This window comes from uncultured Stenotrophomonas sp. (genome assembly GCF_945952405.1).
In the GTDB taxonomy this organism is placed as follows: Bacteria; Pseudomonadota; Gammaproteobacteria; order Xanthomonadales; family Xanthomonadaceae; genus Stenotrophomonas.
Genome location: NZ_CAMFIA010000010.1, coordinates 39,377 through 66,114, shown reverse-complemented (window position 1 = coordinate 66,114; position 26,738 = coordinate 39,377). Strand labels below are relative to the sequence as shown.

Genomic DNA, 26,738 nt, shown 5'->3' with positions numbered 1-26,738 from the left:
GAGCGCTCCGCCGCTCAAGCTGCGACAATAGGCCGCCCGCACGTCCGCGGCCGCCTCCCGATTCCGACAGAACCATGACGCAGCCTACCCGTCGCCAGTTGGCCAACGCCATCCGCTTCCTTGCCGCCGATGCGGTTGAAACCGCAAAGTCCGGCCACCCCGGCATGCCAATGGGCATGGCCGACATCGCCGAAGTCCTCTGGAACGACTACCTCCGCCATAACCCGAGCAATCCGCACTGGTTCAACCGCGACCGTTTCGTGCTGTCCAACGGCCACGGTTCGATGCTGCAGTACGCGCTGCTGCACCTGAGCGGTTACGACCTGCCGATCGAGCAGCTCAAGCTGTTCCGCCAGCTGGGCAGCCACACCGCCGGTCACCCGGAACGCCACGAGACCCCGGGCGTGGAAACCACCACCGGCCCGCTCGGCCAGGGTTTCGCCAATGCCGTCGGCTTCGCGCTGGCCGAGAAGCTGCTGGCACAGCGCTTCAACCGCCCGGAGCTGGAAGTGGTCGACCACCGCACCTGGGTGTTCATGGGCGATGGCTGCCTGATGGAAGGCGTTTCGCATGAAGCCGCTTCGCTGGCCGGTACCTGGGGCCTGCACAAGCTGGTCTGCTTCTGGGACAACAACCACATCTCCATCGACGGCAACGTCGAGGGCTGGTTCACCGACAACACGCCGGAGCGTTTCGAGGCCTATGGCTGGAACGTGGTCCGCGACGTCGATGGCCATGACCCGGAAAGCATCAAGGCCGGCATCGAGGCCGCGCTGTCGCAGAGCGACAAGCCGACCCTGATCTGCTGCCGCACCACGATTGGTTTTGGTTCGCCGAACAAGGCGGGCAAGGAATCCAGCCACGGCGCGCCGCTGGGCAAGGACGAGCTGGAAGCCACCCGCAAGCAGCTGGGCTGGGAGTACGGCCCGTTCGAGATCCCGCAGGCGATCTACGACGGCTGGCGTGCCAACGGCGCCGGCACCCTGCGCCAGGCCGAGTGGGAACAGCTGTTCGACAAGTACGCCAGCCAGTACCCGGCTGAAGCCGCCGAGCTGACCCGCCGTTCGCACGGCGAGCTGCCGGCCGACTTCGTTGCCAAGGCCGATGCCTACATCGCCCAGGTGGCGGCGGAAGGCCCGACGATCGCCTCGCGCAAGGCCTCGCAGCTGGCGATCGAAGCCTATGCGCCGCTGCTGCCGGAAATCGTCGGTGGCTCGGCCGACCTGGCGCACTCCAACCTGACCCTGTGGAAGGGCAGCAAGTCGGTGGCCAGCGACGACGCCAACGCCAACTACGTGTACTACGGCGTGCGCGAGTTCGGCATGACCGCGATTGCCAATGGCCTGGCCCTGCACGGTGGCTTCATTCCGTTCGATGCCACCTTCCTGGTGTTCAGCGACTACGCCCGCAACGGCGTGCGCATGAGCGCGCTGATTCCGGCCCATGCCATCCACGTCTACACCCACGACTCGATCGGCCTTGGCGAAGACGGCCCGACCCACCAGCCGGTGGAGCACCTGGCCTCGCTGCGCTACATCCCGAACAACGACGTGTGGCGTCCGTGCGATGCGGTGGAATCGGCGGTCAGCTGGAAGGCTGCGATCACCCGCCAGGACGGCCCGAGCTGCCTGGTGTTCAGCCGCCAGAACCTGCCGCACCAGCCGCGCGATGCCGGGCAGATCGCCCAGATCGAACGCGGTGGCTATGTGCTGGCCGATGCCGCCGGCACCCCGGACGTGATCCTGATCGCCACCGGTTCGGAAGTTTCGCTGGCCACCGAAGCGAAGGCCCAGCTGGATGCGGCCGGTATCAAGACCCGCGTGGTCTCGATGCCGTCCACCGACGTGTTCCTGCGCCAGGATGCGGCCTACCGTGAATCGGTGCTGCCGAACGCCGTGCGCAAGCGCGTGGCCGTGGAAGCCGGCGTCACCGGTTTCTGGCGCCAGTTCGTCGGCCTGGACGGTGCGGTGATCGGCATCGACACCTTCGGTGCCTCGGCCCCGGCCGACCAGCTGTACAAGCACTTCGGCATCACCACCGCGCACGTGGTGGAAGCCGCCAAGGCGCTGTAAGCCACGCCGCGAAGCAACACCGGAAAGGCCGGCACCCGCCGGCCTTTCCCTAAAAAGGGGACGGAGGGGATTAAGTCGTTTATGCATAAACGACTTAATCCCCTCCGTCCCCTTTTTTTCAGGCGGTGCGTGCCAGGGCCAGGCGCAGGAGCCGCGCGTCCAGGCGCTCGGCGAAGTCCTTCGGTGCCTGCAGGCCCATCCGCTGCAGGTACACCGCATCGCCATCGCCGGCCGGTTGGCGCAGGGCGGCCCAGACCGTGCGCAGCGTTTCGCCGCGGGTCCGGGTGTTGGCCTTCAACCAGCCCAGCGCCTTCACCAGGACCTGTTCGATCTCGTTGAAGTCACTACCCAGCGGGTAGTCGGGCAGGCTGCCATCGGCGCGGAACGGTGCCAGCGCAGCGGACAGCGCCTGCGGCGTGTTGCGCTGCTGGCGTTCGGGATCCGGCTGCGAAGCCTTCAACAGCTTGCGCGACGCATGTGCCTGCTGCAGCAGGCCGCCCTGGAACGGCGCCTCGGTGATCGCGGCCATCGCATGCACGCAGTCCTCGTCGGTCAGTCCGCGCAGATCGGCAATGCCGTACTCGTTGAGGTAGATGTCGCGCAGGTGGCGCGGAATGGTGGTGTGCCCGTAGTTCCAGCGCACGTTCGATTCGCGCTGGCCCTGGTCGTCGCGTGCGGCGCGGAACATCAGCACGCTGCGTGCTTCCGGCAGGGCGTGCGCCATCGCCACGAAGTTGTACTGGCCGCCCACGCCGGACACCACGCGCCCATCGTCCAGCGCGTCCGACACCGCCGCGCCCAGCGCAGTGGCCATCATGCAGGAGTTGAAGAAGCGCGCGTGGCGGCGTTGCAGCCGCTCCAGCGTTTCGTTGCCCCCGTACAGCTGGTTGATCTCGCTGATGCGGCGCATGCCGATCGCACGGCACTCGTCTTCCGGCAACGTGCGCAGCCACTCGTAGAATTCCGGTGAGCCCAGGTAGAAGGCGCCGTGCAGGTATTCGCCCTCGGCGGCCAGCGTGGCGTGGTCGATGGACAGCGTGCTGCCGTTCTCGATGCGCTGCATCAGCGCCAGGTCGTCATGCACCTTGCGCTTGATCACCCCGGTCTGCACCAGCCGGCGGAAGCCCTCGTTGAGCATTTCGCTGCAGCCGTACAGGCCCACTTCAAACGGGTCCAGGCCGCCGATTTCCTGCACCAGCGGATGGCGGGCCAGCTGCGGATCCAGTGCGTGCAGCACGCGGCGGTAGCGGGCATTGTCGGTATGCCGCAGCACCAGCGCATGGCTGAGCGCGTCGGCCAGCGTGCCGATGCCGATCTGCAGGGTGCCGCCATCGCGCACCAGGGTGCTGGCATACAGGCCGATGGCATAGTCGGCATCGCCGACCGGCTGGCGCGGCAGGCCGAACAGCGCCGGGTACGGCGGCGGCGGGGTGATCACCAGGTCGAAGAACGACACATCCACCGTTGCCGAGCCACCCAGGTAGGGTAGCTGCGGATCGATCTCGGCGATCAGCAGCGGTCGCGGCAGGCCACGTGCGGTCATCGCATCCAGCGTGTCCTGGGTGATGTCGTTGTTGCACGACAGCGACAGCCGGCGATCGTCCGGCCGCATCGCCACCTTCTGCACGATCACCTGCGGCGCGCGCTGGGCGACCGCATCGGCAGCATGGGTGTAGTTGAGGCTGGTGTAGCTGGACTGTGCCTGCCGCGAGCCGAGCAGGGCACCGGACTGCATGTAGAACTCTTCCACCTGCACGTGTGCCGGCAATGCATCGCGTGCGATCGCATCGGCATAGGCCAGTCGCGGAAAATCGTCGCCGAAATGACGCTGCGCGAAGGGCGCCATGAAGCGTGCTTCCAGGCCGTTGCCGCGTGCCTTCGGTGGGTTCAGCGACAATGCGGTGTACAGCTGCAATGGCCGCGACGGATCATGCTCGACGCGTGCGTACACGGCATTGAGCAGCCGGTGCGGCTTGCCCAGCGCCAGCGGTGCCCCGATCCGCAGCGGCCCGTCCACGCGCGCAAACAACCAGTCGACGGCGGCGTCCAGGTCGGTGAGGTGTTCGGTCATGCGTGGCGGTCCTGCGTGTGGGGAGTGCGGGCATTACAGCATGCCGGGCTTGAACGTCCGTCGACGCGGGACGTCCACGCCGGACACCCTGCGCCGGCCATCGCCGCGGTCATGCGGCGTGCACGGCGCATGACCACGGCGCAACGCGTGCACGCACGATCTTGCCTTTGTCGATCCCGTGGCCGCCGGGGCAGGCATGACCGATGTGGCCGCAACGGGGATGAATCCGGAGCCGAGGGGCTTGACAGGTCGATCGATTACGCGCGTAATCAATTTGTCGATTACGGATGTAAACCATGACCCCGATCAGCGAAGCCGAAGCCGTTGTGATGGAGGTGCTGTGGCAGCAGGCACCGCGTAGCGCCGAGGAGGTGGTCGCGGCGCTGGCCCACCGCGACTGGGCCGAGCCGACCATCAAGACTCTGCTCAACCGCCTGCTGACCAAGGGCGCAATTGCCGCCGAACGCGACGGCCGCCGTTACCTGTACCGACCGCTGCTGCAGCGCCAGGCATGGGTGGAGGCGCAGAGCCAGGATTTCATCGGGCGGGTCTTCGAAGGCCGGGTGGCGCCGCTGGTGGCGCATTTCAGCGAGCGTGGCCAGTTGAGCGCGCAGGACATCGCCGAACTGAAGAAGCTGATCCAGGAGCTGGACCATGAATGAACTGCTCGCTGGACTGTTCCAGGCCAGCCTGTGGCTGGCGGCGGGCGTGGCCCTGCTGGCGGCGCTGCGGCCGCTGCTGGTGAGGCTCGGCGGCGCAACGCTGGCCTACCGCAGCTGGTGGCTGCTGCCGTTGTTGCTGGTGGCATTGCGGCTGCCGCTGCCACAGGTGGCGCTGCTGCAGCAGGTGCCCACGCTGCCGCTGAACGTGGTGCCCGGTGCCGTCGAGGGCATCGCCGGGCCGTCGTTGCCCTGGGCGGGGCTGCTGCTGGTGGCCTGGGCGCTGGGTGCCGGCCTCTGCCTGCTGCGTGACCTGCGCGCGCAGCGTCGCTTTGAACGCAGCCTGGGCGCGTTGCAGCCGCGTGCCGATGGCAGCTGGCAGGCCAGCGCCGATCCCGGCCTGCCGGCGCTGGTCGGCCTGTGGCGCCCGCGCATCGTGGTCGGCCCTGACTTCGACCAGCAGTTCGATGCACAGGAACAGGCGCTGATCCTGCAACACGAGCAGAGCCACCGCCGTAACGGCGATCACTGGGCCAATGGCGCGCTGCTGCTGATGCGCGTGCTGTTCTGGTTCCACCCGCTTCTGCCATGGGCCGCACGCCGTTTCCTGCGCGACCAGGAACTGGCCTGTGATGCCCGCACCGTTGCCCCGCAGCCCGCGCTGCGCGGTCTCTACGCCAGCACGCTGCTGAAGGCGCAGCTGGTCCACCCGGTTGCGCCAGCGGTCTGCCATTGGCGCAGCCAACCCGTGTTGAAGGAGCGTATCGCCATGTTGAAGCAGTCCAAGCGGAAGGCATTGCCGTGGGTTTCGGGGCAGGTGCTGCTGGTCGGGGTCAGCCTGGGAATGGGCGCGGTAGCCTGGGCCAGCCAGGGCAGTGCGGCGGGGTCCCCAAGGATCGCCGTCGAACCGTTCGAGCACGCCCAGCAGGATGCGGCGAAGGCCGGGCTGGATCGTCCGGTCCAGGTCGACAAGATGCCACCGCCGTCCTATCCGAAGTCCGCCATCGAGCAGCGCCAGGTTGGCGTGGTGGATCTGCGCGTGGAAGTGGATGCCAACGGGCATCCCACCGATGTCCAGGTGCTCAGGGCGACCAATCCGGGAGTGTTCGATGCGGTGTCGATCGCGGCGGCGCGCAGCTGGAGCTATCGCCCGGCGATGAAGAACGGCAAACCGGTGGCGGCTGCCATCCGCGTTCCCATCACCTACGCCATGGACGAAACCGAGGAGACGAAGTGAGGTCCGCGCCGCTGTGGGCGGCGGTGGCGCTGCTGGCCGGGTGTGCGACCCCGGACCGCCTGGCAACCGTCGATACCCGCAGCGAAAGCGTCGGTCACCAGCGTCTGCAGCCGCAGGAGGGGGCTGGCGGCGGACAGGTGCAGGCGTACGCGCTGGGGGCGGGCGAAGGCTATCGGATGCCACAGTTGCACACGGCACCGGATCCGCAGGTGGGCGATCGTGATCCGCGGGTGGAACTGGCGCCGACCACCATCTGCCTGCAGGTGGTGGTCAGCGCCGAAGGCGATGTGGAGCGCAGCGTGCCATTGACCGATCGTCCTGACTGCGCGGCGGGTGCCGCAGCTGAAAACGCAGCCCTGCTGCAGGCAGCGCAGGATGCGGTGGCGATGTGGAAGTACTCGTCCGCAGCGGTCTGCCACTTCGCCGCCGGCAAGGTGCCCGCCAACCGCGGCGACTGCCGTGGCGCCGAGCGCATCGAGCCGGTGGCGGTGAGCCTGTTGTATGCCTTCACTTTCGAGATCGTGAAGGGGCAGCAGGTGGTGCGCATGCAGGGGCGCTAGGCGCGGCGCCGGCGTCCTGCCACGCAGGGCAGGCACTCGCGGGCATGTGCTGTCTGCGGGTGCTGCGCGCGCCTCAGGCGCCGCCCTGGATGTTGGCCTTCACTGCCGGCTGCATCAGTTTCGGTTCGGCCAGGGTCGCGTCGCGGGCCTGGCGCACGCTGACGAACTCGGCCTCGGCCACGCCGTCATGCACGTGGATGTTGTGCGCGCGTTGTTCGCCAATGGTGGTCTCGTTGGCGACCTCACGGCCGCCGGGACCGTAGTCGTGGCAGACGAACACGCGGGTGGCATCGGGCAGCGCCAGCAGGCGCTGGATCGAGCGGTACAACTGCGCGGCATCACCGCCGGGGAAATCGCAGCGGGCGGTACCGCCGTCGGGCATGAACAGCGAGTCGCCAGTGAACAGTGCATCGCCGATCAGGTAGGCGATGCTGTCGCTGGTGTGGCCAGGCACGGCGATCACCTGGCCGCGCAGTCCGCCGAGGGTGAAGGTCTCGCCGTCGGTGAACAGGTGGTCGAAGATCTGGTCGGCCGCAGCAAGCTGCAGGCCATAACGGGGGGCGAAGGTGGCCTGCACCGCGCGGATGCCTTCGCCGATGGCCAGCGTGGCCTGCGGGAAGTGCTGCTTGAGACGACGCCCGGCCGATACGTGGTCGGCGTGGGCATGGGTCTCCAGCAGCCAGCGCAGCTGCAGGCCCTGCTGTTCGATGGCCTGCAGTGCCGCACGCAGCGGCGATTCACTGCTGGCGTCGGTGTCCGGGTCGTAGTCCAGGACCGGGTCGATCAGCGCCGCCTCGCCGCTGGCCGGGTCGCTGACCAGGTAGCTGAAGGTATTGCTGTCACGGTGGAAGAACGACTGCACCTGGACCGACATTGGAACTCTCCTCAGCGCGTGCCGAGCACGCGGTTCAGCAACTGCGCCAGGTTTTCGCCGGCCAGTCGCAGCTGCGCTTCGGCCAGCGGCCGATAGCGCTCGGTGTACTCGTCACCGATCTTACGCGAGGCCGGATAAACGCCAGGTTGCATGGAGATCCGGCAGCTGGCCTCGGCCCAGGCCTGCGGGTCGCGCTGCGGGTTGGACTGGCGTGCCAGCTTCGGCGCGCGCTGGCTCTGCAGCAGCGGCAGATAGCCGGCGTCATCCAGCTTGCGGGTGTTGAGCATGCCGCTGTCCCACAGCGAGTGCAGGTTGGTACCGCGGTTGCCGAACTGCAGCTGGAAATCATTGCCGCCCTTGTCGTGGGCGTAGCCGGCGTGCATCGGCTGGTGGATGTCGCCGACCAGGTGCACGACGAACTTCAGCGCCTGCAGGCGCTCGCCGTCGGTCAGGCTGCGGTCGCCGAGGATGGCGCTCTGTGCCTTCAGGGCTTCGACGATGCAGTTGCCGTTCCTGCAGTGTTTGGGGGCTTCGTAATGGCAGTTGTCTTCGGCGATGTTGACGTAGTGCCAGCCGGCCGAGCGCCGGCCCAGGCCCGGGTCCTTGGCGCGCAGCTGGTCGGCCCAGGGCGCGATGCTGGCCAGGGTGGCGTCCGGTTCGGTGGCCAGCAGGCGGTCCACTTCGGCGCGGGCCGAGGGGCTGAGGCGGGCGTCGGCGACTTCGGCGACAAGGCGATGGCCTTGCGCGCCCCAGGCATGGGCGGGGGCGGAGGCGGACAGCAGGGCCGGCGCCAGGGCGGCGGCGAGGAAGAAGGAGTGCAGGGCTTTCATGCGCTCATTCTAGCGGGGTAGGTGGATTGAAGAGCGGCGTGTCCCTGTTCCGAAGTGGGAGCGCAGCGGGAGGGGCGGCGGGACACGCCGTAAACCCATCCATGGGGGCTCGATGGCGCCATCCATGGCACCAACGGTCCCGCTGCCCCACCCTCTCCGCCCAATTCCAGATGCCGGTACTTTTCGCGCAAACAAAAAAAGCCCCGGCGATTACCGGGGCAACATGCTGCGAGGGTTTTGCGTGTCGCGGGGGAGCGGGGGGCGAAGCCCCCGCGCTCAACACTCCGCTTAGAACTTGAAGACGTAGGAAACGCCGTAGACCAGCGGGTCGATGTTGACCGTGCCGATCTTCTCGCCATCCAGCTTCACCTTGCTGTCGATGTCGATCCAGCGCATGTCCACGCGCAGGGCGCCCTTCTCGCCGATCGCGAAATCCACGCCCGCATGCGCGGCCAGGCCCCACGAATCCTGCAGCTTCAGGCGGCTGTCCTTCAGCGCGCCGGTGGTGTCTTCGCTGAAGAAGGTCGTGTAGTTCACGCCGGCGCCGACGAACGGCGACACCTTGCCCTTGCTATTGAAGTGGTACTGCAGGGTCACCACCGGCGGCAGCTGCTTGGTGCTGCCGACGCGGCCGAGGCCGTTGATGTTGATGTCGTGCTTGAACGGCAGCGCGGCCAGCACTTCGATGCCCAGGTTGTCGGCGATGAAGTACTCACCGGTGATGGTCGGCTTCACGTCATTGTCGACGTCGACCTTCAGGGTGTGGTTGGCGAGCCAGCCGTTGTTCGACTTCGGCGCCACCTGGTGGACGCCGGCCGAGACGGTCCAGTCGCCCTTGGACTGGGCCATGGCCGGGGTGGCGGCGAGGGACAGGGCGGCGGCCAGGCTGGCCACGATCAGGGGGGAGGTCTTGCGCATGGGGGTGTTCTCGTTGCTGGGTGGATGGCCACAGTCTCGGCCTCACACCGTGCTAACGCTTTGATCCGGATCAAATCCTGTCTGCCGGCCCGGCGCCGGCTGCGGCTGGCCGGCGGTGGTCAGCCGCGGCCTGCTAGACTTGTGGGCCCTATCCATCCCGCCGCACCTGTCGCGGCTGCAGGAGCTTGAGAACATGGCAATCAAGGTTGGTATCAACGGTTTCGGTCGCATCGGGCGTAACGTCCTGCGCTCGGCGGTGCTGAACTTCGGCGACGACATCGAAATCGTGGCCATCAACGATCTGCTGGAGCCGGACTATCTGGCGTACATGCTCAAGTACGACTCCGTGCACGGCCGTTTCAAGGCCGACGTGGCGGTGCAGGGCAACGACCTGCTGGTCAATGGCAAGAAGATCCGCCTGACCCAGGAACGCGACCCTGCCAACCTGAAGTGGGACGAAGTCGGCGCCGACGTGGTGCTGGAAGCCACCGGCCTGTTCCTGACCAAGGAAACCGCGCAGAAGCACATCGATGCCGGCGCCAAGAAGGTCATCATGTCGGCCCCGTCGAAGGACGACACGCCGATGTTCGTGTACGGCGTGAACGACAAGACCTACGCCGGCCAGGCGATCATCTCCAACGCCTCGTGCACCACCAACTGCCTGGCCCCGCTGGCCAAGGTCATCAATGACAAGTGGGGCATCAAGCGCGGCCTGATGACCACCGTGCATGCGGCCACCGCCACCCAGAAGACCGTCGATGGCCCGTCCAACAAGGACTGGCGCGGCGGCCGTGGCATCCTGGAGAACATCATTCCGTCGTCCACCGGTGCGGCCAAGGCCGTCGGCGTGGTCATCCCGGAACTGAACAAGAAGCTGACCGGCATGAGCTTCCGCGTCCCGACCTCGGACGTGTCGGTGGTCGACCTGACCGTCGAGCTGGAAAAGGAAGCCACCTACGCCGAGATCTGCGCTGAAGTGAAGGCGCAGAGCGAAGGTCCGCTGAAGGGCATCCTGGGCTATACCGAAGACAAGGTCGTGGCCACCGATTTCCGCGGCGAGACCTGCACCTCGGTGTTCGACGCCGATGCCGGCATCGCCCTGGACGGCACCTTCGTCAAGCTGGTCACCTGGTACGACAACGAGTGGGGCTACTCGAACAAGTGCCTGGAAATGGCCAAGGTCATCGCCGCCAAGTAAGGCGGGCGCAGATCGCACACGGACCCCGGCCTGGCCGGGGTTCGTCGTTTATGGGGCCGGCCCTGTCGTAGCATGGGCCGGTCGACCGCTGCCGCTGGGGCGCGGGAACGCAATGGAAGCACGCAATGGAAGCACTGATAGCCCTGGTGGTACTGGTCCTGCTGGCCATCCCGCTGCTGCTGGTGGTGGCGCTGGTGATGATCGCCGGCCTGCGCCGCCGCGTCGCCGCGCTGGAAAGTGCGATGGCGGCAACGCCGCTTGCGCGGCCGGCCGCGACGGCGCCTGCACCGCCCGTGGCGGCGCCTGTCGCCAGCGCTGATCCGCCGTTCCTGCGCCCGGTCGTTGCAACTGCAGCGGCGCCGCAACCGCCGCCGCCGCGCGAGGAAGCCCCGGCCGAGCCGGCGGCACCGCGGCCGGTCGCGCCGCCGCCGGTCCCGCCGGCACCGCTGCAGCCACCGTTGCCCGCCGAACCGGCGCTGCCCGGTTTCATCGAACGCGGTATCGGCGCGGTCAAGCGCTGGTTCACCGAGGGCAACGTCCCGGTCAAGATCGGCATGCTGGTGCTGCTGGCCGGTGTTGCCGCATTGCTGAAGTACGTCAGCGACCAGGGCTGGCTGGTGCTGCCGATCGAACTGCGGCTGGCCGGCGTCACCGTGGCCGCACTGGGCCTGCTGGCGTTCGGCTGGTTCCAGCGCGAGCGTCGGCGGTTGTTCGCGCTGGCGTTGCAGGGGGGCGCCATCGGTGTGCTGCTGCTGACCATCTTTGCCGCATTCAAGCGCTTCGACCTGATCCCACCGGGCTTCGCCTTCGTCAGTTCGATCGTGCTGGTGGCCGGGCTGTGCGTGCTGGCGGTGGTACAGAATTCGCGCACCCTGGCCGTGCTGGGCATCCTTGCCGGGTTCATGGCACCGCTGTGGCTGTCCACCGGCAGCGGCAACCACGTGGGCTTGTTCAGCTACTACGCGGTGCTCAACGCCGGCATCTTCGCCATCGCCTGGTTCCGTCCATGGCGCGCGCTGAACCTGCTGGGCTTCGCTTTCACCTTCGGCATCGGCACCTTCTGGGGCGTGCTGCAGTACGCGCCGGACAAGTTCAGCAGCACCGAGCCGTTCCTGCTGCTGTTCTTCGCCTTCTACCTGCTGATCCCGCTGCTGTACGCCCGCCGCCAGCCGGCGGGGCGCCGTGACCTGGTCGACGGCAGCCTGGTGTTCGGCACGCCCCTGGTCGCGTTCTCGCTGCAGGCAGGCATGCTGCACGAACAGCCGATGACACTGGCGCTGTGCGCGCTGGGCCTGGCCGCGATCTACGCGGTGCTGGCGCGGGCGCTGATTGCGCGCGCGTCGTACACCGTGCTGGCGCAGTCGCATGCGGTGCTGGCGGTGGGCTTCGCCACGCTGGCGGTGCCGTTGGCGCTGTCGGCGCGGGCCACCGGTGCGGTGTTCGCGCTGGAAGGCGCCGGCCTGGCCTGGCTGGGGCTGCGCCAGAAGCGCTGGTTGCCGCAGGTGTCGGGTGCACTGCTGCAGATCGGCGCCGCGTTCGCCTTCGTGGCCGGTGGCGATCACTGGCATGAGGACTTGCGCTTCCTGCTCAATCCCACCGCCATCGGTGCGCTGCTGCTGGCCCTGGCAGGGTTCGCGTCGGCCTGGAGCTACCAGCGCCGGCCGCGCCAAGAAGTCGCCCTGGTCTACTACCTGTGGGGCCTGCTGTGGTGGCTGGGCGGCCTGGTGCATGAGATCACCCGTTTCTTCCCCTATCGCACCGAAGGGGATGCACTGCTGGTACTGGCGGCGGTCACCGCGTGGCTGGCGGCCGAGGTGCAGCGCCGGCAGCCGGCACGCGCGCTGGGGGTGACCGCGCTGGCGATGCTGGCGCTGGGCTTCCCGCTGGCCCTGCTGCAGAGCGACGCGCACCAGCAACCGTTCGCCGGCTACGGCGCACTGGCCTGGGCGGTGTTCGCGGTGCTGGGGGTGCGCACGCTGCTGTGCCTGCGCCAGGGGGGCGATGGCGTGGCGCGCATCGCGCAGTTCCTGTGGTGGCTGCTGTGGCCGTCGCTGCTTTCGCTGCTGGCCCTGTGGGGCGGCAATGAAGCCGATCTGGCACAGGGCTGGACCACCCTGCTGGTGACCCTGCCGTGGCTGCTGATGGCGGCGTTGTCGCTGTGGCGATGGAATGCGCTGCGCTGGCCGCTGGGGGCGGCGTTCGACCGCATGCGCCTGCCGCTGCAGTGCGTGCTGTTCGGCCTGTTGTCGATCGGCTGGCTGGCTGGCCAGTTGTTGCCGGGCGACGCGGCTCCGCTGCTGTGGCTGCCGGTACTGAATCCGGCCGAGATCGGCCAGTGGTTGAGCCTGCTGCTGCTTGCGCGCTGGCTGTATGCCGCGCAGGCGCCGCAGGCACTGCTGAGGATCCGCCTGCCGTTGCTGTCGTTGGCCGCCTTCATCGCGTTGACCAGCCTGGTGTTGCATGGCGTGCACCAATGGGGAGGCCTGTCGTGGAACGCGTCGATGGTGCGCTTCAGCCTGGCGCAGACCAGCCTGACCGTGCTGTGGAGCGTGCTCGGCGTGATCGCCTGGGTGTGGGGGTCGCGCCGCGGCCAGCGCGTGTTGTGGATGGTCGGCGCCGTGCTGATGGGCGTGGTGCTGGCCAAGCTGGTCCTTGTCGATCGTCAGCACCTGGGCAATCTGCTGGGTATCGCATCGTTCATCGCCTACGGCCTGCTGTGCACGGTCGTGGGTTATCTGGCACCGGCGCCGCCGAGCGTGGCACCGACCGTGGAGGAAAACCAATGAGGAAGTGGAGCAGGGCGCTGCTGCCGGCGATGTTCGGCATGCTGGCCGCCGTCGTGGCACAGGCCGCCGATTACCGGACGCAGTACGCCGAGCAGTGGCCGCTGACGCTGTCCAGTGCGCAATCCGGCGCTTACCGCGTGGTGCTGGAACCGGCGATCTACCGCCGTTCCGGCGCCGCCGACCTGGGCGATCTGCAGGTCTTCAATGCGGCCGGCCAGTCGCTTCCCTCGGCATTGCTGGCGCCGGACCAGCCGCTGGCGCAGCCACCGGTGCAGCGTGAACTGCCGTGGTTCGCACTACCGCCGTTGGCCGAAGCACAGCGCAATGACCTGCAGCTGCTGACCGAGCGCGATACCGATGGCCGCGTGCGCCGGGTCGAGGCACGCGTGAGTGGCGCGGCCGCGGCGAGCGGGCAGGGCGGCTGGCTGATCGATGCCAGCGTGCTCGGCCAGCAGCCGCTGGCAGCACTGGTGCTGGACTGGGCCGACAGCGGCCAGCCGTTGCAGGCACAGGTGCAGCTGGATGCCAGTGACGATCTGCAGCATTGGCGTCCGGTCGGGCGCGACATCCCGCTGGTGGACCTGCAGCGCGCCGGCAAGCGCCTGCTGCAGCGCCGGTTGCAGGTGGACGGCGAGGCGCGCTATCTGCGCGTGCTGGCACAGGGCGATGCACGCCTGCCAACGCTGCGCAGCGTGCTGGCCGAGCTGCCGCCGGCACCGGCGACACTGCCGTGGGAATGGTTGTCACTGGAGCCGGTGTCGAAGGGCAAGGGCGAGTACACCTTCGAGCTGGACGGCCGTTTCCCGGTGGCGCGGGCCGATGTGGCGAGCACCGACAACAGCCTGGTGCAGTGGACGCTGTACAGCCGCGATGACGAGGGCGCGGAGTGGCAACGCCGCAGTGCGCCGTGGATCGCCTATCAGCTGCAGCAGGGGGCCCAGGGCCAGCGCCAGCAGTCGGCGGCGCAGGTGTTGGGAAGCGTGCATCGTGACCGCTACTGGAAGCTGGTCGCCAACCCGGCCGAAACCGCCACCGCGCCGACCCTGCGCCTCGGCTACCAGCCGGAAGTGCTGGTGTTCCTGAGCCAGGGCGCCGCACCGTATGCACTGGCGGTGGGCAGTTCGACCGCACGCCGGATGGAAGCGCCGATCGGCGTGCTGATCGAGGAGCTGCGCCAGCGCAACGATCCCTCGTGGCAGCCGACCCTGGCACGCCTGGAAGGCCGCCCCGAGCCCCTGGCCGGCGACGCGGCCTTGAAGCCACAGCATGATTGGAAGGCCTGGCTGCTGTGGGCGCTGCTGGGCCTGGGCGTGCTGGTGGTGGGTGGTCTGGCGCTCAGCCTGCTTCGGCAGAAGCCTGCGCCTTCGGAATAGGTTCCGGCGAACGGCTGGCCGCCGTGGCGGCCGCTTGCTGTAGAGCCGAGCCCACGCTCGGCTGCTGTTGGCGATGATCCAGCCGAGCATGGGCTCGGCTCTACATTGTTCTCCGACACTGCCGGCCGCAGGCATCGGCCCTCCCACCAGCCGCACCCGATACAATGGCGGCCTGCCGTCCACCGGCATCCCGTCCCTGAGCCAAAGAGTTGCCCATGTCCATCGTCCGCATGACCGACCTCGACCTCTCCGGCAAGCGCGTGCTGATCCGCCAGGATCTGAACGTGCCGATCGAGAATGGCCGCATCACCTCCGAACAGCGCATCACCGCTTCGCTGCCGACGCTCAAGCGCGCGCTGGAGCAGGGCGCAGCGGTGATGGTCACCTCGCACCTGGGGCGCCCGAAGGAAGGCGTGTGGAGCGAGGCCGACTCGCTGGCGCCGGTGGCCCAGCGCCTGTCCGAACTGCTCGGCCGCGAGGTTCCGCTGGTGCGCGACTGGGTCGACGGCGTCGACGTGCAGCCGGGCCAGCTGGTACTGCTGGAAAACTGCCGCATGAACGTCGGCGAGGGCAAGGACGATGAAGCCCTGTCGAAGAAGTACGCGGCGCTGTGCGACGTGTTCGTGATGGATGCCTTCGGTACCGCGCATCGCGCCCAAACTTCGACCCATGGTGTCATCCGCTTCGCTCCGGTGGCTGCCGGTGGCCCGCTGCTGATGGCCGAACTGGACGCGCTGGCGCAGGCGCTGGATGCACCGGCCAAGCCGCTGCTGGCCATCGTCGCCGGCAGCAAGGTCAGCACCAAGCTGGAACTGCTGGCCAACCTGGTCGGCAAGGTCGATCAGCTGATCGTGGGCGGTGGCATCGCCAACACCTTCATTGCCGCCGCCGGCTACAACGTCGGCAAGTCGCTGTACGAGCCCGACCTGCTGGATACCGCGAAGAAGATCGTCGCCGATGCCAAGGCGCGGGGGGCCGATATTCCGCTGCCGGTCGACGTGGTCACTGCCAAGCAGTTCATGCCGGATGCTGTTGCGGAAGTGAAGGCGGTCGATGCCGTTGCCGAAGACGACCTGATCCTGGACATCGGTCCGCAGACAGCCGCGCAGTACGCGCAGCTGATCGGCAAGGCCGGCACCGTGGTCTGGAACGGTCCGGTCGGTGTGTTCGAATTCGAAGCCTTCAGCAAGGGCACCGAAGCGCTGGCGCGTGCCATCGCCAGCTCCGCGGCGTTCTCCATCGCCGGCGGCGGTGACACCCTGGCCGCGGTCGACAAGTTCGATATCGCCCGCCAGGTCAGCTACATCTCCACCGGGGGGGGTGCGTTCCTGGAGTTCCTGGAAGGCAAGACCCTGCCGGCGGTCGCCGCACTCGACGCGCGCGGCGCATGAGCGCTGACCGCAGCAGGGATGTCCTGTTCTTCGACCTCGACGGCACGCTGATCGATTCGCAGGTGGGCATCACCGCCTGCATCGCCTACGCGCTGCAGAAGATGGACCATCCGGTGCCGCCGCAGGACGTCCTGCTGGGCTGGATCGGCCCGTCGCTGCGCACCACCTTCGCGCCGCTGTTCGGTGAACCGGCGCGGGTCGAGCAGGCGGTCGGCTATTACCGCGAACGCTTCGACGCCGAAGGCTGGCGCGAGCACACGGTCTACCCGCAGGTGGAAGACACCCTGCGCACGTTGCATGGTCGTGGCCACCGCCTTGCGGTGGTCACCGCCAAGAACGAGCCGCACGCGCGCCGCATCCTCGCCCATCTGCCGTTCGGTGGCCTGTTCGAGGAGATCGTCGGTTCGACCCTGGACGGTTCGCGCAGCCACAAGCCGGAGCTGGTCGGCGAGGCGTTGCGTCGGCTGCAGGTGCAGCCCGCGCAGTGCTGGATGATCGGCGACCGCCGCATGGACATCGAAGGTGCGCGTCATCACGGCCTGCGCAGCGTGGGTGTGCTGTGGGGCTTCGGTGGCGAAGAGGAGCTGGCTGCCGCCGGTGCCGGGCAGCTCGCACATGAGCCCGCGCAGCTGGCCGTGCTGCTGGCCTAGCCGCTGCAGAGCCGGGCCCAGGCCCGGCTGATGCCTGCCTGCGATCCAGCCGGGCACGGGCCCGGTTCCACGGAACCGCCTACCTGCGCCAGCGTATGTCCGGCCGATGTCCGTTCCATGACCCGTGGAGTCAGGCGGCACAAGGCTGTAACCGTATACATGCGGCGTGAAGGATGTGCTAATTTCCGTTCTTTATCGGGAGAGGCCCCTTCACCATGTTCGAGCGTCAGCGTCGCACCAAGATCCTTGCCACCCTCGGTCCGGCCACCGATCCGCCGGGCGTGCTGGAGGATCTGTTCCGCGCCGGCGTCAACGTGGTACGCCTGAACTTCAGCCACGGCGATCCCTCCGGCCAGGCCAAGCGCGCGGCCGAAGTGCGTGCTGCTGCGGCCCGCGTCGGCGTGGAAGTGGGCATCCTGGCTGACCTGCCGGGCCCGAAGATCCGTATCGAGCGCTTTGCCGAGGGCAAGGTGCAACTGAAGGCGGGTGACCGTTTCGACCTGATCGCCAGCGAGAACGCCGGCCCGGGCAATGCCAGCCAGGTGGGCGTCAGCTACCTCGGCCTGCCGCAGGACGTCGGTCCGGGCGATGTGCTGCTGCTCGACGACGGCCTGATGCAGCTGCAGGTGGTGGAAGTGCAGGGCGACCGCATCGTCAACACCGTGCTCAACGACGGTGTGCTGTCCGACCGCAAGGGCCTGAACAAGCAGGGCGGCGGCCTGTCGCTCGGCGCGCTGACCGAGCGCGACAAGGAGCTGATCGGCATCGTCGCCAAGATCGGCGTTGATTTCATCGCCGTGTCGTTCTGCCGCAACGCGCAGGACATGAACGATGCGCGCGACATCGCCCGCTCGCACGGCTGCGATGCCGCGCTGGTGTCGAAGATCGAGCGCACCGAAGCGATCGAGAACCTGGAAGAGATCGTCGAGGCCAGCGACGTGGTGATGGTGGCCCGTGGTGACCTCGGCGTCGAAATCGGCGATGCCGAGCTGCCTGGCCTGCAGAAGAAGATCATCAAGGCCTCGCTGGCGCAGAACAAGGTGGTGATCACTGCCACGCAGATGCTGCAGTCGATGGTGGAAAGCCCGATTCCGACCCGCGCCGAGGTGCTGGACGTGGCCAACTCGGTCATCGATGGCACCGACGCGGTGATGCTGTCGGCCGAAACCGCCGCTGGCGCCTACCCGGTCAAGGCCGTGGAAGCGATGGCGCGCATCTGCCTGGGGGCCGAGCGCCAGTTCCAGACCGAGACCGACTTCAATGCATCGCCGCGCAATCTCGAGCGCGCCGACCAGGCGATCGCCATGGCCACCATGTTCCTGTCGCAGCACGTGGGCGTGCGCGCGATCGTGGCGATGACCGAATCCGGTGGCACCGCGCGCTACCTGTCGCGTTTCCGTGCCAAGGCGCCGGTGTTCGCAGTGACCCGCCATGACGGTGCACGCCGGCAGATGGCGTTGATGCGCGATGTCTACCCGATCAACTTCGACAGCCGTGGCCTGACTCCGCGCGAAGCCGCACGTGGCAGCATCCGCCTGCTGGTTGAATCGGAGCTGCTGCAGGCCGGCGACCGCGTCGTGTTCACCAGCGGCGAGCACATGGAAACCCTGGGCGCGACCAACACGCTGCGCCTGCTGGAAGTCGGCGACGACGGCCGCGCGATCGGCCTGGGCGACCTGTAAGCAGTGTTGGCCTGGGGTCGGAGCCGCGTTGCGGATCCGACCCCGGGTCAGATCCCCGCCAGGGCTCTGACCCGGCGCAACAGGACATCCGCTGTCCTGTGCGGACATTGGAATCGTTTCCAGCCTGCCCTCCACGTCGGGGCAACAGGCGGCGGGGCTATACTTACGTTTTTCCCGCACCCGCCACAGGAAGTACATGAGCATCGAACAGCTGGCTGAAACCGCCCAGGCCATGGTTGCCCCGGGCAAGGGCATCATCGCGATCGACGAATCCACCGCTACCATCGCCAAGCGTTTCGCTGGCGTCGGCATCGAGAACACCGAGGAGAACCGTCGCGCCTACCGCGAGCTGCTGCTGACCACGCCGAAGCTCAACGAGCATATTTCCGGCGCCATCCTGTACGACGAAACCATCCGCCAGTCGACCAAGGACGGCGTGCCGTTCGCCAAGTACATGGCCGACCACGGCATGATTCCGGGCATCAAGGTGGACAAGGGTGCGCACCCGCTGGCCGGTTGCCCGGGCGAGCTGGTGACCGAAGGCCTGGACGGCCTGCGCGAGCGCCTGCAGGAGTACTACAAGCTGGGTGCGCGCTTCGCCAAGTGGCGTGCGGTGATCAACATCGGCGAGAGCATCCCGTCGGGTACCTGCATCGAGTCCAACGCCCACGCGCTGGCCCGCTATGCGGCGCTGTGCCAGGAATGCGGCCTGGTGCCGATGGTCGAGCCGGAAGTGATCATGGACGGTGACCACGACATCGAGACCTGCTACGAAGTGACCGAAGCGACCCTACGTTCGCTGTTCGACGCCCTGTACCAGCAGAACGTGCTGCTGGAAGGCACCATCCTGAAGGCTTCGATGGTCATCTCCGGCAAGGGCTGCGATGAGCAGGCCGACGTCGAGGAAGTGGCCGAATCGACCGTGATGTGCCTGAAGAGCACCGTACCGGCGATCCTGCCGGGCGTGGTGTTCCTGTCCGGTGGCCAGACCGACGAGCAGTCGACCGAACACCTGAACGCGATGAACCAGCTGGGCAACCTGCCGTGGCCGCTGAGCTTCTCCTACGGTCGCGCCATGCAGCAGGCCGCGCTGAAGCTGTGGGCCAAGGACATGAAGGGCAACTACGCCGCTGCCCAGAAGACCGTGTACGAGCGTGCCAAAGACAACGGCCTGGCTGCGCTGGGCAAGTGGAACGGCTGATCCGTTCCCTCGCAGGATGAACAAGGCAGCGCCGGCATCATGCCGGCGTTTGCTTTTGCGGGTATCTTTTCCGCCCCTGCGTACCCGGCCGGTTCGCGGGAACCACATGGAAGGCCAAGGAGAAACAACATGCGTTTGGCAGCACTCACACTGGCCGTTGCCACGGCCCTGGTCGCCGGCGGTTGCAACCGCATCGGCGGCGGCGCGGATGCAGGCAAGGCCGCATCGCTCGAATTCGACAAGCCGGTGTCCGGCGAGATCACCACGCGCAGTGGCATCAACTTCAACGACGGCAGCCACCACCAGCTGTACCAGATCAAGCTGGAAGACAAGGAGCTGGTTGGCCTGAAGCTGACCGGCACGCTCAGCGGCTCGATCACCGTGTTCAACAATGGCAGCCTGGTGTCCACCAGCACCACCGGTTACGAGCGCGAGGGCGATGTCTCATTGGCATTCCGCGCCAATGGCGGCGGCACCTACCAGGTGGCGGTCAATGCCGATGGCCCGTCCGACTTCGGTCCCTACCGACTGCGCGCCGAGAAGCTGAAGCCGTACGACGGCAAGCCGCTGCTGGGCAATGGCGAGATCGTCGACATGCTGGACGGCGACTCGCAGGACTACACCCTGCAGGTGGAGAAGGAAGGGCTGTACGAGATCCGCCTGGTGTCGGATGTGTTTGATCCGGTGCTCAAGCTGTCCGGGCAGGGCGTGGAGGCGGAGAACGACGATGGTGGCGACAGCACCAACTCGCGGCTGAGCCTGACCCTGAAGCCGGGCAAGTACACGCTGACCGCACGCGGCCTCGGTGCCGGCATCAGCGGCATGTTCACCCTGTCGGCCAGCCGCATCGAACTGCCGGGCAACCTGGTCGAGCGCGACGGCACCGCGCTGCCGAAGTCGGGCAGCGTGTACACCATGCTCGACACCGAGGGCCGCCGCCGCTTCCTGCTGACCCTGGATCGTCCGGCCGATGTGCGCCTGGATGCGATCTCCAGCCAGGTGGATACCGTGCTGCGGGTGGTCGGCGCCGATGTCGAACTGTCCGACGACGACGGCGGCAACGGCACCAATGCGCGCCTGCAGGAGACGCTGCCGGCCGGCCACTACACCGTGGACGTGTCCAGCCTGAACAATGGCGAGGGCCTGGTGGAGCTGCGCGTGCAGGTGGATGGCGCCAGCGCCGAAGGTGCCGCCGCCTCGGCTGCGCGTGCTGCTGCCGACGCCGCAGCCGTGGCCGACGACGCTGCGGCGGTGGAAGCCGCCAGCCGCTGAGGCCGACGCAAAGGTACAACGGAAAAGGCCGGGCATTGCCCGGCCTTTTCTTTTCCCTGCGGCGCTGCGGCTCAATGCGCGGCAGCCAAGCCCGTATCGCCCAGCGGCGGCAGCAACGGGCTGCGCGGTTCGCTGTCCATGCTCTGGCCGGCGGCCGCCAGCGCCTGCTGGTAGGCCTTGGCCGTTGCCGTATTGAACGCGACCAGCACGATGCGCATCGGCTGTGCATGGCTGCGTTGCCAGGCCAGCGTTTCGGTCACCGCAACCTGCGCGGCCTGATACAGCGGATAGCCGTACACGCCACAGCTGATGGCCGGGAACGCGATCGACTGCACGCCGAGCGATTCGGCCAGCTGCAGCGACTTCCAGTAGCAGTTGGCCAGCAGCGCCGGCTCGTCGCGTTGGCCGTCATGCCAGACCGGTCCCACGGTATGCAGTACATGCCGCGCCGGCAATGCATACGCGGCGGTGGCGCGGACTTCGCCGGTCGGGCAACGCACGCCCGGGCGCAGTTCCGGCAACTGCTCGCATTCGGCCAGCAGCGCCGGACCCGCCGCGCGGTGGATCGCGCCGTCCACACCGCCACCACCGAGCAGTGTTTCATTGGCCGCGTTGACGATCGCATCCACCGCCAGGGTCGTGATGTCGCCCTGCCAAACTTCGATCTTCATGCGTCCGTCTCCTGCCTGTGAGGTGATCCGCGCAGTATCTGCGCCGGCTGTTCCCACGGTAGGGGACAGGGCATTGATACTGCGTCATGACCGTCTCACGCGCTGCGATCCGACGGCCTTCACGCACGATGGCGGGCGCCGCCTTCACGCAGGCTGAAGCGGAGAGGGGCCAGAGCGCTTTCCCGAACGCAGAAGGGATCCGGCCCTGCGCCTCACGGCAGGCCGGCCAGCCAGTCGTCGTCGGAACCTTCGTTCACATCGGCGAACAGCGGCGTGGAGAAGTAACGCTCGCCGGTGTCGGGCAACATCGCCAGGATCACCGCGCCCGGCTCGGCACGGGCGGCCACGTCCAGTGCGCTGGCCACGGTGGCGCCGGCCGAGATACCGACGAAGATGCCTTCTTCGGCGGCCAGGCGGCGTGCGGTGGCGATGGCGCGGTCGTCCTCGACCGACACCAGTTCGTCCACCACGTCGCGGTTGAGCACGTCCGGCACGAAGTCCGGGGTCCAGCCCTGGATCTTGTGCGGCTTCCAGTCATCGCCCTTGAGCAGTGCCGCGCCGGCCGGTTCGGTGGCGATGATGCGGGTCTGCGGGCGCGCGACCTTCAGCACTTCGCCAACGCCGGTGAGCGTTCCGCCGGTGCCCCAGCCGCTGACGAAGTAGTCCAGCCGCCTGCCGGCGAAATCGCGCAGGATCTCGGCGGCGGTGGTGTTGCGGTGGTAGGCCGGGTTGGCCGGATTGGCGAACTGGCTGGCCAGGAACCAGCCGTGCTGCTCGGCCAGCTCGCGCGCCTTGCGCACCATGCCGCTGCCACGCTCGGCGGCCGGGGTCAGGATCACCTTGGCGCCATAGGCGCGCATCAGCTTGCGGCGTTCCACCGAGAACGTCTCGACCATGGTCGCCACGAAGTTGTAGCCGCGCGCGGCGGCGACCATTGCCAGCGCCACGCCGGTGTTGCCCGAGGTGGCTTCGACGATGGTGTCGCCCGGCTTGAGCAGGCCGCGCGCTTCGGCGTCGAGGATGATCGCCAGCGCCAGGCGGTCCTTCACCGAGCCGCCCGGGTTGAACGACTCGACCTTGGCGTAGACGCTGACCTGCGGCGGCGCCAGGCGTTGCAGCTTGACGATGGGGGTGTTGCCGATGGTGTCGAGGATGGAGTCGTACAGGGCCATGGAAGCGCTCCGGAAGCGGGGCCGCGCCGGGCTGCGGCGGGCGAAGGGGGGAGGCTGGCCGTTCAGGCCAGCGGCTGCCGGCTGACCGTAGCGCCGGCATATGACGCCCGGAAATGACCAGATGCCTTTCTTAAACAACCTTTGGTTATAAGCTGGTGACGGCAATTGACCCTAGAGTGGACCTCCGCCCCATGCCGCCTGCCCGCCCATGACGCTGACCCAGCTGCGCTACCTGGTTGCCATCGCCGACGCCGAGCTGAACATCACGCTGGCCGCCTCGCGCGTGCACGCCACCCAGCCCGGCCTGTCCAAGCAGCTCAAGCAGCTGGAAGACGAGCTCGGGTTCCTGTTGTTCGTGCGCAAGGGGCGCAGCCTGGAATCGGTCACGCCGGCCGGAACCGAGGTCATCGCCCGCGCCCGCGCAGTGCTGGCCGAAGCCAACAACATCCGCACCTATGCAGCCAACCAGCGCCGTGAGAGCCAGGGCCAGCTGATCCTGACCACCACCCACACGCAGGCGCGCTTCGTGCTGCCGCCGGCGGTGGCGGCGATCAAGCAGGCCTACCCGCAGGTCAGCGTGCACCTGCAGCAGGCGGCCGAGGCCGACGCGCTTGACCGTTTGAAGCAGGGCGATGCCGACATCGCGATCATCAGCACGGCGGGCGGCGAGCCCACCGATGGCATCGCGGTGCCGCTGTTCCGCTGGCGGCGCCTGGTGGTGGTCCCGAAGGGCCATCCGCTGGACCGCGCCGGCCGCGCACCGGACCTGGCCGCGCTGGCACGCCAGCCGCTGATCAGCTACGAGTCCTCGACCCGCCCGAATTCGTCGCTGCAGCGTGCCTTCGCCGCCAGCGGGCTGGTGCCGGACCTGGCGCTGACCGCGCTCGACGCCGACCTGATCAAGACCTATGTGCGCACCGGCCTGGGTGTCGGTCTGCTGGCCGAGATGGCGGTCAGTTCCAACGATGAAGACCTGAAGGCGTGGCCGGCGCCGGCACCGATCGCCGAGTGCATCGCCTGGGCGGTGCTGCCGCGCGACCGTGTGCTGCGTGACTACGCGCTGGAGCTGGTGCATGTGCTGGCACCGCAGATCGATCCGCGCGACCTGCGGCGGGTGCTGGATGGCAACCAGACGGCGGCGTGGCCGCTGCCGCCGACCTGGGAGTCGTTGACCCAGACCATCACGGTCTGACAGATTCCGGCGGCTGTTGGTGGGTGTCGACCCTGGTCGACACGGTAGATCCACGCCATGCGTGGATGCTTTTGGATTCGATTCATCCACGCATGGCGTGGATCTACTGCAGACGGCTGTTGGTAGGTGTCGACCTTGGTCGACACGGCAGGGCGCAGCCCTGCTGATAACACCGCTCCTGCGACGGTTCGTCGCACCGGCAACCCTGGACCCGGCTCTACACTAGCGGGGTGACCCGCCTGTCCCGCCCGCAGCGCCTCCTGCTCCAGCTCGCCGTCCTGGCGACGCTGCTGATGGTGTTCGCGCCGCTGGTCAGTCGCGCGCTGCAGGCGCCGCCGATGGACCACGCGGCGATGGCCGGCATGGACCCTGCCGCAATGGGCCACGACATGCACGACATGGCCATGCCAGGGCACGATCAGCACGGCGCCGCACCGGCCGCGCCCAGTCGCCCGGCCGATCCGCATGCCATGCACGGTGAAGCCTGCGAATACTGCGTGCTGGCGATGCGCCTGCTGCCGTGGCTGGCCGTGCTGGTGCTGCTGCAGCCCCTGCTGTGGCGGCCGCGGCTGGCGTTCCCCTGGTCGCAGCAGGTGCTGCCCGCACTGCGCTGGCCGGCACATGCCGCGCGCGGACCTCCGCAGCGCTCCATCGTCCGCTGATTTCCCTATTGAATCTGCCGCACGACGCCTGCACGGGCGGCGTGCGCGCGTGCGTACCCTGGAGCTGTTCCAATGAAAATGACTTCCCGCCCCGCGGGCGCCCCGCTGCGCCTGCCGGTTGCCCTTGGCCTGGCCGTGGCTGCATCCGTGGCCCAGGCCGCGCCTGCCGAACAGGCGCGCACCCTCGACACCCTGGTGGTCACCGCCGCCGCACCGTCCTCGCCGCTGCACTGGGTGACCGATCCGCGCCTGCCGCGGCAGCCGGTGCCGGCCAGCGATGGTGCCGATTACCTGAAGACCGTTCCCGGCTTCTCCGCCATCCGCAATGGCGGCACCAACGGCGACCCGGTGCTGCGCGGCATGTTCGGTTCGCGCCTGAACATCCTCAGCAACGATGGCAACCTGATCGGCGCCTGCCCGTCACGCATGGACAATCCGCTGTCCTACATCGCGCCGGAGAGCTTCGATCGGCTGACCATCATCAAGGGCCCGCAGAGCGTGCGCTGGGGCGCCGGTGCCTCGGCCGGAACGGTGCGCTTCGAGCGTGATACGCCGCGCTTCGAGGAACCGGGCGTGCGTGCCGATGCCAGTGCGCTGGTCGGATCGCGCAACCGCAACGACCAGGTGCTGGACCTGACCCTCGGCAACCCGACCGGCTATGTGCGCGCCAGCGGCAACCGTTCCGAAGCCGATGACTACAAGGACGGCCACGGCGAGGTGGTGCCGTCGAAGTGGCGCAAGTGGAATGGCGACGTGGCCATCGGCTGGACGCCCGATGCCGACACCCTGCTGGAACTCTCCGCCGGTGCCGGCGACGCCATCGCCCGCTATGCGGGGCGCGGTATGGATGGTGCGGCGTTCGAACGCACCAGCTATGCCGCGCGCTTCGAGAAACGCAACCTGCCGGGGGCCTGGGACACGCTGCAGGCCAACGTGTATTACAACAACGCCGACCACGTGATGGACAACTACACGCTGCGTACGCCCAACCCGCACAGCATGATGCCGATGCCGATGGCCTCGAACGTGGATCGCCGCACCCAGGGCGGGCGGATCAGTTCCGAGTGGCGCTGGCAGGACGTGCAGCTGGTGGCCGGTGTGGATGCCGAGGACAGCCGTCACCGCGGCCGCCTGGGCATGGGCCGCGATACCTACCGGCAGGCGGCCTGGGAGACCGATGCCAGGTTCCGTCGCCAGGGCGTGTTCAGCGAACTGACGCTGGGCGCCGGCACCGGCCAGCGCTGGATCAGCGGCCTGCGTATTGATCGCGCCAGCGTCCGCGATGAGCGGCAGTCGATCCGCGGCATGATGGCAAGCATGCCCAATCCGACCTCCGGGCAGCGCCGCAAGGAGTGGCTCGGCAGCGGCTTCCTGCGCTACGAACAGGACCTGGCCGACGGCCTGACCTGGTACGCCGGCCTCGGCCACAGTGAGCGGATGCCCGACTACTGGGAGCTGTTCTCGCCGAACCACGGTCCGGCAGGCGCGGTGAACGCGTTCACCGGCGTACAGCCCGAGCGCACCACCCAGCTTGATGTCGGCCTGCAGTACAAGGGGCCGCGCGTGCAGGCCTGGGTCTCGGCGTATGCCGGGCAGATCCAGGACTACATCCTGTTCACCTACCACGGCAGCGGCATGATGGGCATGAGCCAGGCCAGCAACATCGATGCGCGCATCGCCGGTGCCGAAGCGGGCGTGGAGGTGAGCGTGGACGAGCAGTGGAAACTGGGAGGCACGCTGGCCTATGCCTGGGGCGAAAACCGCGACCAGCAGCGTCCGCTGCCGCAGATGCCACCGTTGGAGGCGCGCCTGAGCGCGAACTGGGAAGGCCAGCGCTGGAGCGCGGGTGCGCTGCTGCGCGCGGTGACCCGGCAGCACCGTGTCGCGGATGGACAGGGCAATGTCGTCGCCCAGGATCTCGGACCGAGCGCGGGCTTCGCCACCTTCGCACTCAATGCGGCCTACCGTTTCAGTTCGCAGCTGCAGCTCAGTGCGGGCGTCGACAACCTGTTCGACCGGGCCTACAGCGAACACCTGAACCTGGCCGGCAGCGCCGATTTCGGCTTCCCGGCCGACCCGGTGCGCATCAACGAGCCGGGCCGCAGCGTGTGGATGAAGGTGAACTACCGCTACTGACCTGCCCGCAGCAGCAAGGCCGCCACGCGGTGCGCGGCCTTGTCGGAAAAAAACGGGGCCGGATCCCCGCCAGGATCCGCCCCCGCCCGACGCCCTCCGTCGGGCAGATTCGACTCTACGATGGCCGGCGC

General features: G+C 68.0%; 21 protein-coding genes. 15 read left to right on the top strand and 6 right to left on the bottom strand.

Annotated elements, in window-relative coordinates:
• The first annotated feature begins 74 nt into the window (after positions 1–74).
• Entirely contained in the window at positions 75–2,072 is a 1,998-nt protein-coding gene (tkt, locus tag Q0P60_RS11945) for a transketolase (RefSeq protein WP_294993326.1), read from the top strand.
• A gap of 118 nt (positions 2,073–2,190) precedes the next feature.
• Here tkt and Q0P60_RS11940 read toward each other — a convergent pair whose 3' ends face one another.
• Positions 2,191–4,143: an acetyl-CoA hydrolase/transferase C-terminal domain-containing protein gene (locus Q0P60_RS11940; RefSeq protein ID WP_294993323.1), complete on the bottom strand. Its 1,953-nt coding sequence runs from the start codon at positions 4,141–4,143 to the stop codon at positions 2,191–2,193.
• A 296-nt stretch (positions 4,144–4,439) separates the two neighbouring features.
• Here Q0P60_RS11940 and Q0P60_RS11935 point away from each other — a divergent pair, with 296 nt between their 5' ends.
• The 3 genes from Q0P60_RS11935 to Q0P60_RS11925 are packed head-to-tail and all read left to right on the top strand — an operon-like array spanning position 4,440 to position 6,599.
• On the top strand, positions 4,440–4,805 hold the full coding sequence (locus Q0P60_RS11935; RefSeq protein WP_294993320.1) for a BlaI/MecI/CopY family transcriptional regulator: 366 nt from the start codon (positions 4,440–4,442) through the stop codon (positions 4,803–4,805).
• Complete coding sequence (locus Q0P60_RS11930) at positions 4,798–6,039, top strand: TonB family protein (RefSeq protein ID WP_294993317.1); 1,242 nt, start codon at positions 4,798–4,800, stop codon at positions 6,037–6,039. Before Q0P60_RS11935 ends, Q0P60_RS11930 begins: the two co-directional genes overlap by 8 nt.
• Entirely contained in the window at positions 6,036–6,599 is a 564-nt protein-coding gene (locus Q0P60_RS11925) for a hypothetical protein (RefSeq protein ID WP_294993314.1), read from the top strand. Before Q0P60_RS11930 ends, Q0P60_RS11925 begins: the two co-directional genes overlap by 4 nt.
• Positions 6,600–6,672: 73 nt before the next feature.
• On the opposite strand, the gene Q0P60_RS11920 is transcribed toward Q0P60_RS11925, so the two are convergent.
• The 3 genes from Q0P60_RS11920 to Q0P60_RS11910 all read right to left on the bottom strand — a co-directional run bounded on the left by Q0P60_RS11920 (position 6,673) and on the right by Q0P60_RS11910 (position 9,221).
• Complete coding sequence (locus tag Q0P60_RS11920) at positions 6,673–7,473, bottom strand: MBL fold metallo-hydrolase (RefSeq protein WP_294993311.1); 801 nt, start codon at positions 7,471–7,473, stop codon at positions 6,673–6,675.
• 11 nt (positions 7,474–7,484) lie between these two features.
• Positions 7,485–8,303, bottom strand: a complete 819-nt coding sequence (locus Q0P60_RS11915) for a S1/P1 nuclease (RefSeq protein ID WP_294993308.1) — start codon at positions 8,301–8,303, stop codon at positions 7,485–7,487.
• A 288-nt stretch (positions 8,304–8,591) separates the two neighbouring features.
• Positions 8,592–9,221: an OmpW family outer membrane protein gene (locus Q0P60_RS11910; RefSeq protein WP_294993305.1), complete on the bottom strand. Its 630-nt coding sequence runs from the start codon at positions 9,219–9,221 to the stop codon at positions 8,592–8,594.
• A gap of 193 nt (positions 9,222–9,414) precedes the next feature.
• Between Q0P60_RS11910 and gap the strand changes: the two genes are divergently transcribed.
• From gap to Q0P60_RS11870, 8 genes are all read left to right on the top strand, one after another.
• On the top strand, positions 9,415–10,419 hold the full coding sequence (gene gap, locus Q0P60_RS11905; RefSeq protein ID WP_005414333.1) for a type I glyceraldehyde-3-phosphate dehydrogenase: 1,005 nt from the start codon (positions 9,415–9,417) through the stop codon (positions 10,417–10,419).
• A gap of 125 nt (positions 10,420–10,544) precedes the next feature.
• Complete coding sequence (locus Q0P60_RS11900) at positions 10,545–13,205, top strand: DUF2339 domain-containing protein (protein ID WP_294993300.1); 2,661 nt, start codon at positions 10,545–10,547, stop codon at positions 13,203–13,205.
• A complete protein-coding gene (locus Q0P60_RS11895; protein ID WP_294993298.1) occupies positions 13,202–14,578 on the top strand; it encodes a DUF3999 domain-containing protein in 1,377 nt (458 codons plus the stop codon). Before Q0P60_RS11900 ends, Q0P60_RS11895 begins: the two co-directional genes overlap by 4 nt.
• Positions 14,579–14,793: 215 nt before the next feature.
• The gene (locus Q0P60_RS11890; protein ID WP_294993296.1) at positions 14,794–15,969 is read left to right on the top strand and encodes a phosphoglycerate kinase; all 1,176 of its coding nucleotides are present in this window, start codon (positions 14,794–14,796) and stop codon (positions 15,967–15,969) included.
• Entirely contained in the window at positions 15,966–16,619 is a 654-nt protein-coding gene (locus Q0P60_RS11885) for an HAD hydrolase-like protein (protein WP_294993293.1), read from the top strand. The genes Q0P60_RS11890 and Q0P60_RS11885 overlap by 4 nt, the downstream gene beginning before the upstream one ends.
• A gap of 215 nt (positions 16,620–16,834) precedes the next feature.
• Positions 16,835–18,301 (top strand): pyruvate kinase, encoded by a 1,467-nt coding sequence (gene pyk / locus Q0P60_RS11880; RefSeq protein ID WP_294993291.1) that lies wholly within the window; start codon positions 16,835–16,837, stop codon positions 18,299–18,301.
• Positions 18,302–18,497: 196 nt separating this feature from the next.
• On the top strand, positions 18,498–19,502 hold the full coding sequence (locus Q0P60_RS11875) for a class I fructose-bisphosphate aldolase (protein WP_271261146.1): 1,005 nt from the start codon (positions 18,498–18,500) through the stop codon (positions 19,500–19,502).
• A gap of 129 nt (positions 19,503–19,631) precedes the next feature.
• Complete coding sequence (locus Q0P60_RS11870) at positions 19,632–20,774, top strand: ABC transporter substrate-binding protein (RefSeq protein WP_294993288.1); 1,143 nt, start codon at positions 19,632–19,634, stop codon at positions 20,772–20,774.
• Between the two features lie 71 nt (positions 20,775–20,845).
• On the opposite strand, the gene Q0P60_RS11865 is transcribed toward Q0P60_RS11870, so the two are convergent.
• Complete coding sequence (locus Q0P60_RS11865; protein ID WP_294993286.1) at positions 20,846–21,445, bottom strand: O-acetyl-ADP-ribose deacetylase; 600 nt, start codon at positions 21,443–21,445, stop codon at positions 20,846–20,848.
• A gap of 212 nt (positions 21,446–21,657) precedes the next feature.
• Positions 21,658–22,617: a cysteine synthase A gene (gene cysK / locus Q0P60_RS11860; RefSeq protein WP_294993284.1), complete on the bottom strand. Its 960-nt coding sequence runs from the start codon at positions 22,615–22,617 to the stop codon at positions 21,658–21,660.
• A 208-nt stretch (positions 22,618–22,825) separates the two neighbouring features.
• Between cysK and Q0P60_RS11855 the strand changes: the two genes are divergently transcribed.
• The 3 genes from Q0P60_RS11855 (at position 22,826) to Q0P60_RS11845 (ending at position 26,607) form a co-directional block, all read left to right on the top strand.
• The gene (locus Q0P60_RS11855) at positions 22,826–23,809 is read left to right on the top strand and encodes a LysR family transcriptional regulator (protein WP_294993282.1); all 984 of its coding nucleotides are present in this window, start codon (positions 22,826–22,828) and stop codon (positions 23,807–23,809) included.
• A 230-nt stretch (positions 23,810–24,039) separates the two neighbouring features.
• Positions 24,040–24,471 carry a DUF2946 domain-containing protein gene (locus Q0P60_RS11850; protein ID WP_294993280.1) on the top strand — a complete coding sequence of 144 codons (432 nt, stop codon included), beginning with the start codon at positions 24,040–24,042 and terminating at the stop codon, positions 24,469–24,471.
• Between the two features lie 72 nt (positions 24,472–24,543).
• Entirely contained in the window at positions 24,544–26,607 is a 2,064-nt protein-coding gene (locus Q0P60_RS11845; RefSeq protein WP_294993278.1) for a TonB-dependent copper receptor, read from the top strand.
• Positions 26,608–26,738 lie beyond the last annotated feature (131 nt).

Coding starts and splice junctions, on each gene's coding strand:
- tkt (WP_294993326.1), top strand. CDS start 75: ATGACGCAGCCTACCCGTCGCCAGTTGGCCAACGCCATCCGCTTCCTT.
- Q0P60_RS11940 (WP_294993323.1), bottom strand. CDS start 4,143: ATGACCGAACACCTCACCGACCTGGACGCCGCCGTCGACTGGTTGTTT.
- Q0P60_RS11935 (WP_294993320.1), top strand. CDS start 4,440: ATGACCCCGATCAGCGAAGCCGAAGCCGTTGTGATGGAGGTGCTGTGG.
- Q0P60_RS11930 (WP_294993317.1), top strand. CDS start 4,798: ATGAATGAACTGCTCGCTGGACTGTTCCAGGCCAGCCTGTGGCTGGCG.
- Q0P60_RS11920 (WP_294993311.1), bottom strand. CDS start 7,473: ATGTCGGTCCAGGTGCAGTCGTTCTTCCACCGTGACAGCAATACCTTC.
- Q0P60_RS11915 (WP_294993308.1), bottom strand. CDS start 8,303: ATGAAAGCCCTGCACTCCTTCTTCCTCGCCGCCGCCCTGGCGCCGGCC.
- Q0P60_RS11910 (WP_294993305.1), bottom strand. CDS start 9,221: ATGCGCAAGACCTCCCCCCTGATCGTGGCCAGCCTGGCCGCCGCCCTG.
- gap (WP_005414333.1), top strand. CDS start 9,415: ATGGCAATCAAGGTTGGTATCAACGGTTTCGGTCGCATCGGGCGTAAC.
- Q0P60_RS11900 (WP_294993300.1), top strand. CDS start 10,545: ATGGAAGCACTGATAGCCCTGGTGGTACTGGTCCTGCTGGCCATCCCG.
- Q0P60_RS11895 (WP_294993298.1), top strand. CDS start 13,202: ATGAGGAAGTGGAGCAGGGCGCTGCTGCCGGCGATGTTCGGCATGCTG.
- Q0P60_RS11890 (WP_294993296.1), top strand. CDS start 14,794: ATGTCCATCGTCCGCATGACCGACCTCGACCTCTCCGGCAAGCGCGTG.
- Q0P60_RS11885 (WP_294993293.1), top strand. CDS start 15,966: ATGAGCGCTGACCGCAGCAGGGATGTCCTGTTCTTCGACCTCGACGGC.
- pyk (WP_294993291.1), top strand. CDS start 16,835: ATGTTCGAGCGTCAGCGTCGCACCAAGATCCTTGCCACCCTCGGTCCG.
- Q0P60_RS11875 (WP_271261146.1), top strand. CDS start 18,498: ATGAGCATCGAACAGCTGGCTGAAACCGCCCAGGCCATGGTTGCCCCG.
- Q0P60_RS11870 (WP_294993288.1), top strand. CDS start 19,632: ATGCGTTTGGCAGCACTCACACTGGCCGTTGCCACGGCCCTGGTCGCC.
- Q0P60_RS11865 (WP_294993286.1), bottom strand. CDS start 21,445: ATGAAGATCGAAGTTTGGCAGGGCGACATCACGACCCTGGCGGTGGAT.
- cysK (WP_294993284.1), bottom strand. CDS start 22,617: ATGGCCCTGTACGACTCCATCCTCGACACCATCGGCAACACCCCCATC.
- Q0P60_RS11855 (WP_294993282.1), top strand. CDS start 22,826: ATGACGCTGACCCAGCTGCGCTACCTGGTTGCCATCGCCGACGCCGAG.
- Q0P60_RS11845 (WP_294993278.1), top strand. CDS start 24,544: ATGAAAATGACTTCCCGCCCCGCGGGCGCCCCGCTGCGCCTGCCGGTT.